Below are 15078 nucleotides of genomic sequence, written 5' to 3'. Positions count from 1 at the left end.
ATGCTGAATATGATTGGCGGTTTAATTGCCTATCAACTCAAAGAGAGTAAGCCACAACTTAATATCACAGATGTCGATTTCAATGCGATTTCTGTTATGGCTTAAACCGATCTCAGGTTACTTAGTTTTGGTCTTAGTCTTAGGCTCATTCTTTTTAGGTGATTAGCGATGTTTTGGTAATAGTTTTTTTTGAGCAGGTTTTTTTTGAGCGTTGCCCCATCCAACACAAATTCAAGTAGGTGACTCAGGTCGCCTATTTTTTTGCTTCAAATATGTCGTTTAGATGTGTCGTTTAACGTAATCTGGGATTAAGTGAATTAGGCTTGAATGGCGGGTCTTGAAGTCTTGAAGTCTTGAAGTCCTAAATTTTAAACAAAAAAAAGCCACAACCTAAGTTGCAGCCTATTTTCAATACTTAGCGCTGGGCTAGGTATTATTAGCCAACTACTGAAACGTTCTCAGCTTGAGGACCTTTTTGACCTTGAGTCACAGTGAAAGACACTTTTTGACCTTCGTCAAGAGTCTTGAAACCGTCAGAGTTGATAGCGCGGAAATGTACGAATACATCTGGGCCAGACTCTTGCTCGATAAATCCAAAACCTTTATCAGAGTTGAACCACTTAACAACACCAGTAACTTGAGACATAATATGAATCCTGTAAAAAAAATAATTAAAGCCTTAACGGCGTAGAGCTGGAAAATGCCGGTATTACTTATGTTCACAGGACGAAACTGGTCGTATTGAAACACATAAATATAAGCCCAACTTTCAAGCCTGGTAAACTATAAAGCATTTAATCGGGATGTCAACAAACAACACGATTATCTTTATTTTTTGTTAACAGCCACATTTACAGAATTCCGTAACAGCCTTTAATCACTTAGTTTATTGAAAAATTAAACAATGGTATGACCACAACCAAGCATTGTTCTAATTTATGAACAGTAAGATTCAATACCTTAGCTACGGCTCGGCACTTAGTTTGGTGCCACTAACTCACCCATGATCATGCGTCGGTAAACCCCGATATGAAAATCAAGTTCACAATTCAAACCATCGACAGCCAGCTGTGCTTTTTGCTCTTGAGTTAACTTCCATGCATAGGGTGTCATATTCAAAAAATGACCGATATCAGTACCGTTATCTAAGCTCATCTGAGATTGTAAACGCTGGGTATCAATGCACTCAAAACCTTCAATGCAATCAAAGCTGTCTGGATGAGGCTTTGGATGCTTATAGATCATTTCTTTAATCGCAAAGTGATGCATGGGGCCTGGGGATACGGTGATCAAGATGCCATTATCTGCAATGACTCGCGCCAGCTCCTCAGCTTTTGAAGGGGCATAAATTCTTAAGCCTAAATCAACGCTATTGGCGGGGAATGGCATTTCATAAGCACTGGCAACACAGAATGACATCTGCGGATAACGCTTAGCGGCATAGCGAATTGCTGTTTTAGAAATATCTAAACCTTGCAGTTGGCAATCCGCACTTTCATGGACGTTGAGCTGTTTTTGAGCTTGAGTCAGCACAGTAAATAAACGATTAGAATAGTAGCCTTCACCGCAGCCTAAATCCAAGATTTGCTTTGCCTTTGGCGCATAACGGACTGCCAGCGTATTGACTGCATCACTTAGCGACTGATAGTAGCCTTGGTTTAAGAACTCCCTGCGAGCTTGCATCATTTCCTTGTTGTCACCTGGATCTTTTGAATTCTTTTTCTGTACAGGCAAGAGGTTGACATAGCCTTCTTTGGCACAATCAAATTGATGTCCTTGCAAACAGGACCAAGTTTTAGTGACTTTAGTTAATTCGCCAGCACACAGGGGACAAAGGTATTGCATATCATTCACTTTTATTCAAGGGTGTCATTAACATCAAGCCTGCATACGCGTTACTCAATGACTCAAGTAAGACTGACAACGCATGAAGCATCCGCCATTACCACGGGGCATTATACAGCTTTATCCTAAAGAGGCTTAGTTCTACTTTAAGCTCGATAAGTGCTAATATTGCCTCATTCGCTTCATTTGGTTAGTTATTTATGACAACAGCTCTTCAGCCGACCCTGTTTTGGCACGATTATGAAACATTTGGCGCCAACCCTGCTAAAGACAGGCCTTCTCAGTTTGCCGGTATTCGAACCGATCTGGATTTAAACATCATAGGTGAGCCAGAAACCTTCTATTGTAAACTGGCAACTGACTACTTACCGTCACCGGAAGCCATCTTAATTACTGGTATTACGCCGCAATTGGCTAACATGAAAGGCATGCCTGAAACTGAGTTTATGGGCAAAATTAACGCCCTTTTCAGCCAAGAAAATACCTGTGTGGTTGGTTATAATTCGCTGCGTTTTGATGATGAAGTCAGCCGCTATGGCTTTTACCGTAACTTTATTGACCCCTATGCTAGAGAGTGGCAAAACGGCAATTCCCGCTGGGATATTATCGATTTAGTCCGCGCTTGTTATGCGTTTAGGCCAGAGGGTATTAACTGGCCTCGTAAAGAAGATGGCACTGTGAGTTTCAAATTAGAGCTGCTCACTAAGGCCAATGGCTTAAGCCATGAAAAAGCCCACGATGCGATGTCTGACGTGTATGCCACTATCGCCATGGCCAAGTTGATTAAGCAAGTACAACCAAAACTCTACGATTACTACTTTAATTTGCGCCGCAAGCAAGCAGTGGCTGCACAAGTGGATGTGCTTAAAATGCAGCCGTTAGTGCATGTGAGCTCAAAAATCAGCGCACTTAATGGTTGCACTACACTTATCGCGCCCATGGCCTTTCATCCCACCAATAAAAATGCTGTGCTGTGTGTAAACTTGACCATGGATATTAACCCTTTGCTTGAGCTGTCTGCCCAAGCGATTGCTGAGCGTATGTACACCTCAAGAGCGGATTTAGCCCCTGATGAATTGCCTATTGCGTTAAAACAAATTCATCTGAATAAATGCCCTTTTATCGGCTCGGCAAAATTACTTGATGATGAGGTTGCTGCGCGGCTTAATGTCGACAAAGCGTTTGCCCGTGAGCAATATAAACGTCTTAAGCAGCATCCCGAACTGAGAGAAAAATTAGTTGAAGTGTTTGAGCAGACAAAAGAGTTCAATCACAGCGATCCCGATCTTATGCTCTATGGTGGCGGATTCTTTAGTCACGCAGATAAAGCTAAAATGGATATTATTCGCCAGACTCAGCCACAAAATCTAGCGGCATTGAACCTGCAATTTGATGATAGTCGCATTTCTGAAATGTTATTTCGCTATCGCGGCCGAAATTATCCAGAATCACTAAACCATGATGAATCTGTACGCTGGCGTGAGTTTTGCCAATCTAGACTTGCCGATGCTGATTATGTAATCAAGCTTGAGAATTTATTAGAAGATAGCGCTCAAGATGAACACAAACAGAAATTATTACGAGCACTTTGTCAGTATTTACAAGCACTTTAGTTTAATTTTTGTTATTTTTAGTTTAAGCCAATTACTATTAAGGAACAGGGAAATGCAAAATCGTTTTATTAACAGCATAACCCAACTACCCAAACCGTTAGCAAACGCGCTAATCCCGTTGTTGCAACAAGAGTTTTGTGGTCATATCAATGCTAATCAAGTCGCTGAGCTGCAACAAGCCAGTGGTTTATCTGAGCCTGATCTACTGATTGCTCTGTTACCGATAGCCGCTTCGTTAGCCAACCCAAGCATCAGCGAATTTTATGTTGGCGCTATCGCAAAAGGTGGCAGTGGTGATATCTACATGGGCGCTAATTTAGAGCTGCCTGGCGAAGCCTTATTCCACTCAGTACATGCTGAGCAAAGCGCCATCAGCCATGCATGGCTCTCTGGTGAAACTAAGATAGTGGATATAGTGGTTAATTTCAGCCCCTGCGGACATTGCCGTCAATTTATGAACGAATTGGTTGAAGGCAGTCTGGTACGTATTCATTTACCGGAACAAGAAACTAAACCACTGAGCCATTATTTACCCTACGCCTTTGGTCCAACGGATCTTAATGTTACCACGCCTTTATTGTCTAAAAGTGAAGTAGAGCTTGCCCTTAACTCGGATGATCCTATGATCATCGAAGCCTTAGATCAGGCAGGCTTAAGCTACGCCCCTTACACACAGAGCTATGCTGCTGTGGTGTTAGAAACCAAAGACGGTGCGACATTCTGTGGTCGTTATGCCGAAAACGCAGCATTTAATCCCTCGATGTTGCCCATGCAAATGGCCTTGTCGAACTTAATGCGTCACGACAGAGCCTTTAGCGACATTAAGCGCGCTGTATTGGTAGAGTCATCAAAAGGTAAAATCAGCTTAGTCAGCGCCACCATGGATGCACTTCATGCTATCGCAGCCATTGAGCTTGAGCATATTGTGGTTGATCCACAAACCTAATAGTTTCTATGCATCTAAAAAAAGGACAGCCTAGGCTGTCCTTTTTTTAAAGCTGTAGTCATTGCTGACTCGCCATGCTAAGCCGCAATGTTGATCAGCGCATAGAAACCCTATTAACGCTCGCGACTTCTTTCAAGTCGCGCCAACAGGCTGGAGGTATCCCAGCGATTACCTTTCATCCCTTGTACGTCAGCATAAAATTGATCCACCAATGCCGTTAAGGGTAATTGACTGCCATTACGACGGGCTTCATCAAGGGCAATTCCTAAATCTTTACGCATCCAATCGATAGCAAAACCAAAGTCATACTTGCCCTGCCACATAGTTTGATAACGATTTTCCATCTGCCAGCTTTGAGCCGCACCTTTGCTAATCACTTCGACCACTTTAATGCCATCCAGCCCTGCACTTTTGGCAAAATGCAGCCCTTCGGCTAAGCCTTGAACTACACCCGCGATACAAATTTGATTAACCATTTTAGTTAACTGCCCCGCGCCAACATCACCGAGTAATTCAGCGCAACGGCTGTAAGCGGCAATCACAGGTTTTACTTGCTCAAAATGCACTTGCGCGCCGCCCATCATCACGGTTAAAGCGCCATTTTCGGCCCCAGCTTGACCGCCAGAAATAGGCGCATCAAGAAAACCTATGTTTTGCGCCTTTAGTACTGCGTCAATTTCACGGGCCACATCGGCAGACGCTGTAGTATGGTCCACCAAAATGCTGCCTGCATTCATGCTGGCCAATACGCCATCATCACCCAATACCACTTGGCGTAAATCGTTATCATTTCCCACACAAGTAAACACGATTTCTTGTCCAAGTGCTGCAAGCTTTGGACTTGTAGCACTTAAGCCACCGTATTGTTTAACCCAATCAGCAGCACGCTGGGGGCTGCGATTGAACACTGTGACCTGATGGCCCTGTTTAACTAAGTGCCCTGCCATAGGAAACCCCATGACGCCTAAACCAATAAATGCAACCTTTGCCATATCATCCTCTAATTATTCTAACCCGCAGGTTTTACATGAGCTTCCATTTCTGCGCCAATACGCTTACGCATATCCATCAACCTAAGTGCTGAGTCTCTGAGTTTTACATCTTCTTCATCAACGGGGATCCATTCAGGTACTTCGCTAGGTTTACCAGCATCATCCACCGCCACCATGATAACAATACAATGGGTCGTTAAGTGGCGTTCACTGTCTTTAGGATCACCAGCTCTCACATCAAGAGCCACATGCATAGATGAGGTGCCGGTGTAAATCACCTTAGCGTTAACTTCGACAATATTACCCACATGAATAGGCTGCACAAAACGAATACCACCTGCATAAGCGGTAATGCAATATTTTCCACTCCAGCCTGCAGCACAAGCATAGGCTGCCAAATCAATCCACTTCATCACGGCGCCGCCGTGAACCTTGCCACCGAAATTGACATCCGCAGGCTCTGCTAAAAATCTCAAGGTTAACGCTCTGTCTTTTCCTGCCATCGCTTATTGCTCCCAAGGGCTATGCGTATCGTATTGACGGGATAATTTTGGCATAAAAAAAGCACCTAAGGTGCTTTTTTTATGCATATCACGGGTTTATTCTCAAGCCTATGCCATATTTTGATTAATTTCCCCAACGTTTAAACAGCAATGAGCCATTAGTACCGCCAAAACCAAACGAGTTACATAAGGCATAATCAAAGCTGTGAGCACGTGCTGTATGAGCCACAAAATCTAAATCACAGCCTTCATCAGGATTATCTAAGTTAAGGGTCGGTGGCACTTGTTGATCCCTCAAAGCTAGCAAGGTAATAATCGCTTCAACAGCGCCGGCAGCACCTAATAGGTGACCTGTCATAGATTTAGTTGAACTCACCAATAACTTATAAGCATGCTCATCGAATACAGATTTAACCGCTGCCACTTCGGCTTTATCACCCGCAGGTGTCGAAGTGCCATGGGCATTAATATAACCCACCAACTCTTTGGCAATCTGAGCATCATTAATGGCATTGACCATAGCCGCAGCTGCGCCAGTACCATCGGCTGGCGGGGAAGTCATATGGAATGCATCGCCACTCATGCCAAAGCCTACAAGCTCACCGTAAATTTTTGCACCGCGCGCTTTTGCATGTTGATATTCTTCTAGCACCATGATGCCAGCGCCGTCTCCAATAACAAAACCATCCCTATCTTTATCCCATGGACGACTAGCAGCTTGGGGGGCGTCATTGCGAGTCGATAACGCTTTAGCAGCACTAAAGCCTGCGACACCTAAAGGACTGGTGACATCTTCTGCGCCGCCAGCCACCATCACATCTGCATCGCCATAAGCAATGGTGCGGGCCGCAAAACCGATATTATGCACGCCTGTGGTACAAGCTGTGGTCACAGCAAAATTTGGGCCTGTCATGCCGTACATGATGGATAAATGACCGGCTATCATATTAATAATGGTACTAGGGACAAAAAATGGTGACACCTTGCGCGGGCCGCCATTAAGTAGCGCCGAATGGCCTTGCTCAATCAGCCACATGCCGCCCATACCAGCCCCGATAGCAGTGCCTACGCGGGCAGGATTTTCTTGGGTCATATCTAAGCCTGAATCTTTCAAGGCTTGGATGCCAGCAGCCATACCGTATTGGATAAATAAATCCATCTTACGGGCATCTTTTTTAGTCAAATATTGTTCGACATCAAAATCTTTAACTGAGCCGCTAAAACGAGTACCGAAGTCAGTGGCATCAAATTTGGTGATGGGGGCTATACCGCTCTGCCCTGCTAATAAGGCCTTCCAGGAAGACTCCACATCATTACCAACCGGAGTCACTAAGCCTAGGCCTGTGATCACAACGCGACGTTTAGTCATAGTATTCACCTTCATTGTTATAGCGAGTTTAATTTGACCGTTTATTCCTCATGAGTCTGAAATAAGGCATAGAGGTTCAGGCAGGAAATTGAGGCAGGATAAACGGTATTGGGTTATAGCTAGTGCGGCAACAAGATATCTGGGCAATAGCAGAAACAAAAACAGGCGGCATAAATGCCGCCTGCTTTAGTAAAATCTAGATTACTGATTCTTAGAAACGTAATCGATCGCTGCTTGAACAGTAGTGATCTTTTCCGCTTCTTCATCAGGGATCTCGGTATCAAACTCTTCTTCTAGAGCCATTACCAATTCAACCGTGTCTAGAGAATCTGCGCCTAAATCGTCAACAAAAGATGCCGCTGATTTAACGTCTTCTTCTTTAACGCCTAGTTGTTCAATGATGATTTTCTTTACACGTTCTTCGATGTTGCTCATTAGTTTCTTTCCTATTCAAATTACGCACTTGCGTAAGATTGCGAGTAGTTTATTCGATCCAGCTGACATTGCAAGCTTAGTTTTTGTGGTCTAACCACGGCAATAAGCAGTGAATAGCACTAGATCGAGACTCAATTAAAGGTAGTTAATCTACCATCGCTCTTAAACCATGTACATGCCGCCGTTCACATGTAATGTTTCACCTGTGATATAAGCAGCGGAATCCGAGGCCAAAAACAGTACTGCATTGGCAATTTCTTGCGCTTGCCCTAAGCGTTCCATTGGAACTTGCGACATAATAGCTTGTTGTTGCTCAGGAGTCAGCTCATCAGTCATATCTGTCTGAATAAATCCAGGCGACACAGCATTCACTGTTATCTGACGAGATGCAACCTCTCTTGCAAGAGATTTAGTAAATCCGATTAAACCCGCTTTAGCCGCTGAGTAATTTACCTGTCCAGCGTTACCCATGGTGCCCACAACAGAACCAATACTGATGATCCGGCCAAAGCGCTTTTTCATCATGGTTCGCATCACAGGCTTAGACAGTTTGAAAAGCGACGTCAGATTAGTGTCGATAATATCCTGCCACTCTTCATCTTTCATTCGCATCAATAAATTGTCACGAGTGATACCTGCATTATTCACGAGAATATCAACATCACCAGCTTTTTCTTTAATTTGGGCAAATAAATCTGTAACTGATTGAGTATCTGTGACATTGAGCACTAAGCCGAAGCCTTTAGTGCCAAGATAATCTTGAATTGCTGCCGCGCCTTTGTCGCTAGTTGCAGTACCGATAACCACAGCGCCTGCTTCGGCTAAGGTTTCAGCGATCACACGACCAATGCCACGACTTGCCCCTGTCACTAGGGCAACTTTCCCCTCTAAATTAATGCTAAAGCTCATTTGAACTCCTTATTCAGTTAATGCAGCAAAAGAGGCAACATCATTCACCGCTTGAGCGGAAACGGATTTATTTATTCTTTTTGTCAAACCTGTCAGTACTTTACCTGGACCACACTCAACCAACTGGTTAATGCCTTGTGAGGCCATTAATTCAACCGTTTCACTCCAGCGCACCGGGCAATAAAGCTGACGCACTAGGGCATCTTTTATATCGTCGCCTTGGGTTGGCATAGCGACATCGACATTGTTAATCACCTTGATGGCGGGCTCACTAAAGGTGATAGCTTGCAGCGCCGCGGCGAGTTTATCCGCTGCAGGTTTCATTAAGGCGCAGTGCGATGGCACGCTCACAGGCAATGCCACAGTCATTTTTGCCCCCGCTGTTTTACACAATGCAGCGGCGCGCTCAACCGCCTCTTTCTCGCCTGCTATCACCACTTGACCTGGGCTATTAAAGTTCACCGGACTCACAACCGCGCCTTGCGCCGCATCGATACACGCTGTAGCAATGGCAGCATCATCTAAGCCTATAATGGCGTACATAGCCCCAGTACCTGCAGGGACGGCTTGTTGCATCAATTGACCACGAAGTTCAACTAATTTAACCGCATCTTTAAAATCGATAACCCCAGCACACACCAGCGCCGAATACTCGCCTAGGCTGTGTCCTGCAAGTCGCATAGGTAATGGCTTACCAGTGGCCACGAATGCACGCCAAATAGCAACACTTGCCGTTAACAGTGCGGGCTGTGTTTTATCTGTTTCATTTAATGTATCGCTGGGGCCAGCTTGGACTAATGCCCATAAGTCATAGCCTAAAGCGTCACTTGCCTCAATAAATGTATTTTTGATAATAGGCTCCGCTTGAGCCAGCTCTGCTAACATTCCTACGGCCTGAGAACCTTGGCCCGGAAAGACAAACGCAAAATTTTCCATAGATATACCTTGTGATTACTTAATTTTATTTAATCAGTACCTTGCCCGCCATGATGCAGGGTTTAAATTCTAACTTGGGAGAAGACTAACGCTTCTTAAAAACGCACTAATGCACTGCCCCAAGCAAAACCAGCGCCAAAGGCTTCTAACAGCAGTAATTGGCCACGTTGAATACGACCATCGCGCACTGCTTCATCCAACGCTATTGGCACAGAAGCCGCTGAAGTATTACCGTGTTTTGCAAGGGTTAACACCACTTTATCTAAACTCATATTAAGCTTTTTCGCAGTGGCATTAATAATCCTGAAATTCGCTTGATGAGGCACTAACCAGTCAATGTCTGATTTGTCGACATTATTAAGTCGCAAGGTCTCAGTCACCACATGGGATAATTGAGTAACCGCGACTTTAAAAACATCATTACCTTTCATGGTCATAAAGCCCATGGCAGCTGTGGACTCCCCTAAACGAGGCGGGAAAGCACATTTTAATAAATCTGCTTGGCGACCGTCGGCATAAATATGGGTTGCGATGATGCCAGGCTCATGGCTTGCGCCAATTACAGCGGCACCCGCACCATCACCAAATAAGATAATGGTGCTTCTGTCTTCTGGAGCACACAGACGCGATAGCACATCAGCTCCTATCACTAAGACTTTTTTTGCTGCGCCAGTTTTCACAAATTGGTCTGCAACTGATAACGCATAAACAAAACCTGAGCAGGCGGCGGCAATATCAAAAGCTGGGATAGTGTGCACCCCAAGGAGCGCTTGGATTTCACAGGCGGCGGCGGGAAAGGCATTAGCAGCACTGGTGGTGCCACAAATAATCATATCCAGTTCGCTGGCCTCAATACCAGCCATCTCTAAGGCTTTTAATGCAGCTTGATGCCCCATAGTAGAAACAGATTCTTCAGCAGCCGCAATACGGCGCTCTGAGATACCGGTTCGTTCAACAATCCATTGGTCATTAGTATCAACCATTTTTTCAAGATCAAGATTGCTACGTACTTGCACAGGAAGATAGCTTCCTGTTCCGAGAATTTTTGTATGCATAAATGGGATCAGCTATTGATGTCTAAAAGAATCGACTCCAAACGATCTTTAATCATTTCAGGAAGACGACGTTTGGCTTCAGTCACGGCAAGATTTACAGCTTGTAAATAAGCGGCTTCATCGGCATTACCATGGCTTTTCACCACTATTCCGCGCAATCCTATCAGACTTGCACCATTATAGTGGTCGGGGTTCATCTTGCTGAGTACAGCTTGTATACGAGGAGCGATGAGTTTGGAGAGAAAACGAACAAATATCCCTTGTTTTAGGCCGCGTTTTAATTCACTGACCAATAATTTGGCAATGCCTTCCGAGGTTTTAAGAGTTATATTCCCTACAAAACCATCACAAACGATGACATCGACGTTACCAGTGTAGATCTCATCACCTTCCACAAAACCGGTATAATTCACTTGTTCTGTATGGTGCAGTAATTGAGCAGCTTGCTGCACCTGATCGTTACCTTTAACTTCCTCAACCCCGACGTTCAATAATGCCACTTTAGGACGAGATGTTTTGTGGACTGCCTCATATAACACAGAACCCATCACAGCAAATTGAAACAACGCCTCGGAATCGCAGGATACATTCGCGCCCAAGTCGAGTAAATAAACCGGTCGGCCCGTCATTGAAGGTAAGCTAGTGACTAATGCGGGTCTGTCAACACCGGGCAGCGTTTTTAACAAGACTTTTGCCAGCGCCATCAAGGCGCCTGTGTTACCCGCACTGACACAAGCTTGCGCTTTACCGTCACGGACTAACTCTAAGGCAAGACGCATTGAGCTGTTTTTCTTGGCGCGTAAGGCAAAAATAGGCCTATCACACATAGTAACAACTTCAGTGGTATGGATAATTTGAATACGGGAAAGGAAAATGCCAGCGCTATGCTGTAGGTGTCGCTCAATTTCAGTTTTGTCGCCAACCAAAATTATTTTTAGTTGTGAGTGAAGCGTCAGCGCCTGCAGGGCTGCAGGCACTGTGACGTGGGGGCCGTAATCGCCCCCCATTGCATCTAACGCTAGCGTCAGATCCGTCGTCATTGGTTAATCAACAATTACTTGTTGATAACCTTTTTGCCACGGTAGAAACCATCAGCAGTCACGTTGTGACGTAGGTGTAATTCACCGCTAGTTGCGTCTACAGATAATTGAGCTGTGCTCAATGCATCGTGTGAACGGCGCATACCGCGCTTTGAACGTGATTTTTTATTCTGTTGTACAGCCATTGGACCTGTCTCCTAGATTACTTGCTCTTCAGTTTTTGTAACACTGCAAACGGATTTGGACGCTCCTCATGAGCGGGGTCGATCTCGCCTACAGCTATGTCTTTCGCTCCCAAATGGCAATCAGAATCTTCATGCATTGGGATGATAGGCATAGCGACTATCAATTCATCTTCAATCAATTGATGCAGACGTACTTCACCAATCTCATTACACTCAATTGGGTCATACGCATCCGGGAGCTCATCGATTTTCGCCTGATCCTTACAAGGACTCAAACAAAACTCGACCGTAACCTCAGTGGTATAAAGTGTCATGCAACGTTGACATATCAGAGTGAGCTCCGTCACAGCCTTCCCGCGAAGGTAGACTATCCCCTGTAAATCGACATCACATTCCAACGACACTGTCACATCGGAACAGTCGCCGGCACATAACTCATTCAATCTTTTTACGTTTTTGCTTGGCACTATGCCGTTAAAGCGCAGGTGACTGCTAGCTGAACGTATAGGATCGATTGAAACCGGTATCTTTACTGTTTGCATAAGGCGCGCATATTATAGTTTGGAAAGGTTAGAGTCAAAGAAAATTTAGCTTACGACATTGCAAATTACAGATTAATGTCACAGCGTGCTCTTCTTCCAACGCCAACATTTAATTGACCGAAGCGAAATTTTACCCAAGCATGCTCATGATCACAAGCGTATAGCGCTTAAAAATACTGCTTTTAAACCAAAGAAGTGGGTAAAATACTGGCGTCGCTCAACAAACATAAGATTAATAAATGAAAACTAAGTTAGTTCTCGCCTCCACTTCGCCTTATAGACAGCAATTATTACTAAAGCTGACGCCACATTTTACTTGTGTAAGCCCTGAAGTGGATGAAACGCCACTGGCAGATGAAACCGCGCAAGCATTAGTGGTGAGGCTTGCTAAAGCGAAAGCCATTGCAGGTGCTGAACGCTATCAAGCGGAACTTAGGCTCAGTAACCCTCACACAGCGGCAGAAGCTTTAGTGATTGGCTCAGATCAAGTGGCAGTTATCGACGGGGCAATTATCGGTAAGCCTTTAACCCAGGCCAATGCTATCGCCCAGTTACAACAAGCTTCGGGAAAAGCCATCACCTTTTATACAGGCCTTGCCCTTTATCATTCTCATAGCCAAAAAATAAGCTGCCAGCTAGTGCCCTTTACCGTGCACTTTAGAACACTGAGCCTCGCCCAAATAACCTATTACGTGGAAACAGAGCAGCCCCTGTACTGCGCGGGCAGTTTTAAAAGCGAAGGATTAGGCATTGCCTTATTTGAGCGCTTAGAGGGCGATGATCCCAATACCTTAATCGGCCTACCCTTAATCACATTGATTGATATGTTAGCCGAGCACGGCGAAACAGTACTCAGCTAAATTTGGAAACTAAAGGAATAACAGCCGACATGCCAGAGATAAAAAGAAATTTACGCCTAAGCGCTATAAGTGAGCCAATAGCTGGCTAGCACAGTGCACTACTGCTTTGGGGGATTGTTCACGTAATTTAGCTTCAGCATGAGCGCCATAACTGACACCAATGCAATGTATGCCAGCATTATTTGCCATGGTTAAATCCAATACAGAATCACCAATCATCACAGCCCTATGGGCAGGGATCTCAAGTTCAGTCAATAACGACTGTAACATCTGTGGATGGGGTTTGCTCTTTGCATCATCGGCGGTGCGGCTTGCGGCAAAGTAATGGCCTATGCCGGTTACGCCAAGTACGCGTTCAAGACCACTTCGGCCCTTGCCAGTTGCTATAGCTAAGGTAACTCCCGCCTCGGCCAGTTGCTTAAGTAAAACATCGACACCATAAAATAATGGGCTGGGGACAGTTTCAAGGGCTAGATAATGCTTTTTATACCCAACTAAAATGTCGTCAAACAATACTTGATGACCAGCAAACAAGATAGGCAAGACCTGTTGCATAGATAAACCGATAATATCCCGCACCGACTCTTCAGTAGGAATGGGGATACGCAGTTCTTGAGCCGTTGACTGCAGACTAGTAACGATTTTAGCAATGGAATCCATCAAGGTACCATCCCAGTCAAAAATCACTAAATCATACTGCCTGCTATTCATGCTAAACCCTTTTTAGCTTTTCTAATGTTTGACTCAGATTTTCATCCAGCGGTGCTTGAACCTGCATCACTTCATCGTTTTCAGGATGAATAAACTTAAGTTCGGCAGCGTGAAGGAATAATCGATTTAATCCGTGGACGCGCATGCTGTCATCAAAAGATTGCTCGCTGTATTTATCATCACAAGCAATGGCGTGACCTGCAAACTGGCAATGCACTCGAATTTGGTGAGTACGGCCGGTTACAGGGCTCGCTTTCACTAAGGTGCAGCCATCATAACGCTGCATAATGCGAAAACGAGTTTCAGAAGCTTTACCTTCGGCATTCACCCGCACAATGCGCTCACCAGAAGCTAAGGTGATTTTAAGTAATGGCGCCTTAATAGACTTATCTTTTGCCTGCCACTCACCGCGCACTAATGCTAAATAATCTTTTTGCATGGTTTTATTACGTAACTGATCGTGCAAATGCTTTAAAGCACTGCGCTTCTTCGCCACCAACAACACCCCGGAGGTGTCTTTATCGAGGCGATGAACCAATTCTAAAAACTTTTGCTGCGGCCGCAGTGAACGTAGACCTTCAATAACCCCAAAGTCGATGCCGCTGCCACCATGGACTGCAATACCTGCTGGTTTATTGAGTACGATTAAATGCTTATCTTCGTGGATAATGCGGGTTTCAAGTACAGAGACCCGGGATAAATTCGCCGAGGGCGCGGTGCGATAATCTTTCTCAGCCATTCTGACGGGCGGAATTCGCACAACATCACCGATCTGTAACTTATACTCCGGCTTGATGCGCTTTTTATTCACTCGCACTTCGCCCTTACGCACGATACGGTAAATCATGCTCTTAGGAACGCCTTTAAGGGCTGTGATTAAATAATTATCGATGCGTTGCTCGACGTTGTCTTCGTCAATTGTGACCAATTGAACTTGTGTGGGAGTTTCAGTATTCATGATGCGCCATATAGTGATTACCGCGCCATTGTACAACAAGTTAGCTTACTGTGGGTACAATAAGAATCTCTGCTTTTGATTGCTCAATAAGATTAATGTTGCTATATTTCCCCATTGAATGAGGATAAGCAGTGCATAAAGTGTTCATAAGCACTCATTCAACGGGAGAACAACCCACT

The 15078-nt window shown here is 44.7% G+C and carries 17 protein-coding genes and 1 pseudogene; 4 read left to right on the top strand and 14 right to left on the bottom strand.

Annotated features, from left to right (window positions below):
- A pseudogene (locus H5073_RS08890) lies at window positions 1-105 on the top strand (IS982 family transposase); the annotation flags it as partial.
- Between the two features lie 331 nt (window positions 106-436).
- Here the strand turns inward: H5073_RS08890 and H5073_RS08885 are convergent.
- Together H5073_RS08885 and rlmA are read right to left on the bottom strand one after the other, a co-directional pair.
- Window positions 437-646, bottom strand: coding sequence for a cold-shock protein (locus H5073_RS08885; protein ID WP_011496716.1), 210 nt, complete (start codon window positions 644-646; stop codon window positions 437-439).
- A 332-nt stretch (window positions 647-978) separates the two neighbouring features.
- Entirely contained in the window at window positions 979-1845 is an 867-nt protein-coding gene (gene rlmA / locus H5073_RS08880) for a 23S rRNA (guanine(745)-N(1))-methyltransferase (RefSeq protein WP_182679002.1), read from the bottom strand.
- A 200-nt stretch (window positions 1846-2045) separates the two neighbouring features.
- Between rlmA and sbcB the strand changes: the two genes are divergently transcribed.
- Both sbcB and cdd read left to right on the top strand, forming a co-directional pair.
- Window positions 2046-3458 (top strand): exodeoxyribonuclease I, encoded by a 1413-nt coding sequence (gene sbcB / locus H5073_RS08875; protein WP_182679000.1) that lies wholly within the window; start codon window positions 2046-2048, stop codon window positions 3456-3458.
- Window positions 3459-3510: 52 nt separating this feature from the next.
- Window positions 3511-4404 (top strand): cytidine deaminase, encoded by an 894-nt coding sequence (gene cdd / locus H5073_RS08870; RefSeq protein WP_182678997.1) that lies wholly within the window; start codon window positions 3511-3513, stop codon window positions 4402-4404.
- 113 nt (window positions 4405-4517) lie between these two features.
- Here cdd and H5073_RS08865 read toward each other — a convergent pair whose 3' ends face one another.
- The 10 genes from H5073_RS08865 to yceD form a co-directional block, all read right to left on the bottom strand.
- On the bottom strand, window positions 4518-5396 hold the full coding sequence (locus H5073_RS08865) for an NAD(P)-dependent oxidoreductase (protein ID WP_182678995.1): 879 nt from the start codon (window positions 5394-5396) through the stop codon (window positions 4518-4520).
- Window positions 5397-5413: 17 nt separating this feature from the next.
- The gene (locus tag H5073_RS08860; RefSeq protein WP_182678994.1) at window positions 5414-5899 is read right to left on the bottom strand and encodes an acyl-CoA thioesterase; all 486 of its coding nucleotides are present in this window, start codon (window positions 5897-5899) and stop codon (window positions 5414-5416) included.
- 124 nt (window positions 5900-6023) lie between these two features.
- Complete coding sequence (gene fabF / locus H5073_RS08855) at window positions 6024-7268, bottom strand: beta-ketoacyl-ACP synthase II (protein WP_182678992.1); 1245 nt, start codon at window positions 7266-7268, stop codon at window positions 6024-6026.
- A gap of 201 nt (window positions 7269-7469) precedes the next feature.
- Window positions 7470-7703, bottom strand: coding sequence for an acyl carrier protein (acpP, locus tag H5073_RS08850; RefSeq protein ID WP_011496723.1), 234 nt, complete (start codon window positions 7701-7703; stop codon window positions 7470-7472).
- A 162-nt stretch (window positions 7704-7865) separates the two neighbouring features.
- A complete protein-coding gene (gene fabG, locus H5073_RS08845) occupies window positions 7866-8612 on the bottom strand; it encodes a 3-oxoacyl-ACP reductase FabG (RefSeq protein WP_182678990.1) in 747 nt (248 codons plus the stop codon).
- Between the two features lie 9 nt (window positions 8613-8621).
- Window positions 8622-9548: an ACP S-malonyltransferase gene (gene fabD, locus H5073_RS08840; protein ID WP_182678988.1), complete on the bottom strand. Its 927-nt coding sequence runs from the start codon at window positions 9546-9548 to the stop codon at window positions 8622-8624.
- 95 nt (window positions 9549-9643) lie between these two features.
- Window positions 9644-10603 carry a beta-ketoacyl-ACP synthase III gene (locus H5073_RS08835; protein WP_182678986.1) on the bottom strand — a complete coding sequence of 320 codons (960 nt, stop codon included), beginning with the start codon at window positions 10601-10603 and terminating at the stop codon, window positions 9644-9646.
- Window positions 10604-10611: 8 nt separating this feature from the next.
- Window positions 10612-11643 carry a phosphate acyltransferase PlsX gene (gene plsX, locus H5073_RS08830; protein ID WP_182678984.1) on the bottom strand — a complete coding sequence of 344 codons (1032 nt, stop codon included), beginning with the start codon at window positions 11641-11643 and terminating at the stop codon, window positions 10612-10614.
- Between the two features lie 14 nt (window positions 11644-11657).
- Window positions 11658-11828, bottom strand: coding sequence for a 50S ribosomal protein L32 (gene rpmF / locus H5073_RS08825; RefSeq protein WP_011496728.1), 171 nt, complete (start codon window positions 11826-11828; stop codon window positions 11658-11660).
- Between the two features lie 17 nt (window positions 11829-11845).
- Window positions 11846-12370 (bottom strand): 23S rRNA accumulation protein YceD, encoded by a 525-nt coding sequence (gene yceD, locus H5073_RS08820; RefSeq protein WP_182678982.1) that lies wholly within the window; start codon window positions 12368-12370, stop codon window positions 11846-11848.
- A 239-nt stretch (window positions 12371-12609) separates the two neighbouring features.
- Here yceD and H5073_RS08815 point away from each other — a divergent pair, with 239 nt between their 5' ends.
- A complete protein-coding gene (locus H5073_RS08815) occupies window positions 12610-13230 on the top strand; it encodes a nucleoside triphosphate pyrophosphatase (RefSeq protein WP_182678980.1) in 621 nt (206 codons plus the stop codon).
- 63 nt (window positions 13231-13293) lie between these two features.
- Here H5073_RS08815 and H5073_RS08810 read toward each other — a convergent pair whose 3' ends face one another.
- Window positions 13294-13941 (bottom strand): HAD-IA family hydrolase, encoded by a 648-nt coding sequence (locus H5073_RS08810; RefSeq protein WP_182678978.1) that lies wholly within the window; start codon window positions 13939-13941, stop codon window positions 13294-13296.
- Window position 13942: 1 nt separating this feature from the next.
- A complete protein-coding gene (gene rluC, locus H5073_RS08805) occupies window positions 13943-14899 on the bottom strand; it encodes a 23S rRNA pseudouridine(955/2504/2580) synthase RluC (protein WP_182678976.1) in 957 nt (318 codons plus the stop codon).
- Between the last annotated feature and the right edge of the window lie 179 nt (window positions 14900-15078).

Origin of the sequence: Shewanella sp. SR44-3, assembly GCF_014163735.1 — a bacterium.
Lineage (GTDB): Bacteria > Pseudomonadota > Gammaproteobacteria > Enterobacterales > Shewanellaceae > Shewanella.
Note: the sequence above shows the minus strand (reverse complement) of the source record. Positions and strands in the feature narration are given on the sequence as shown.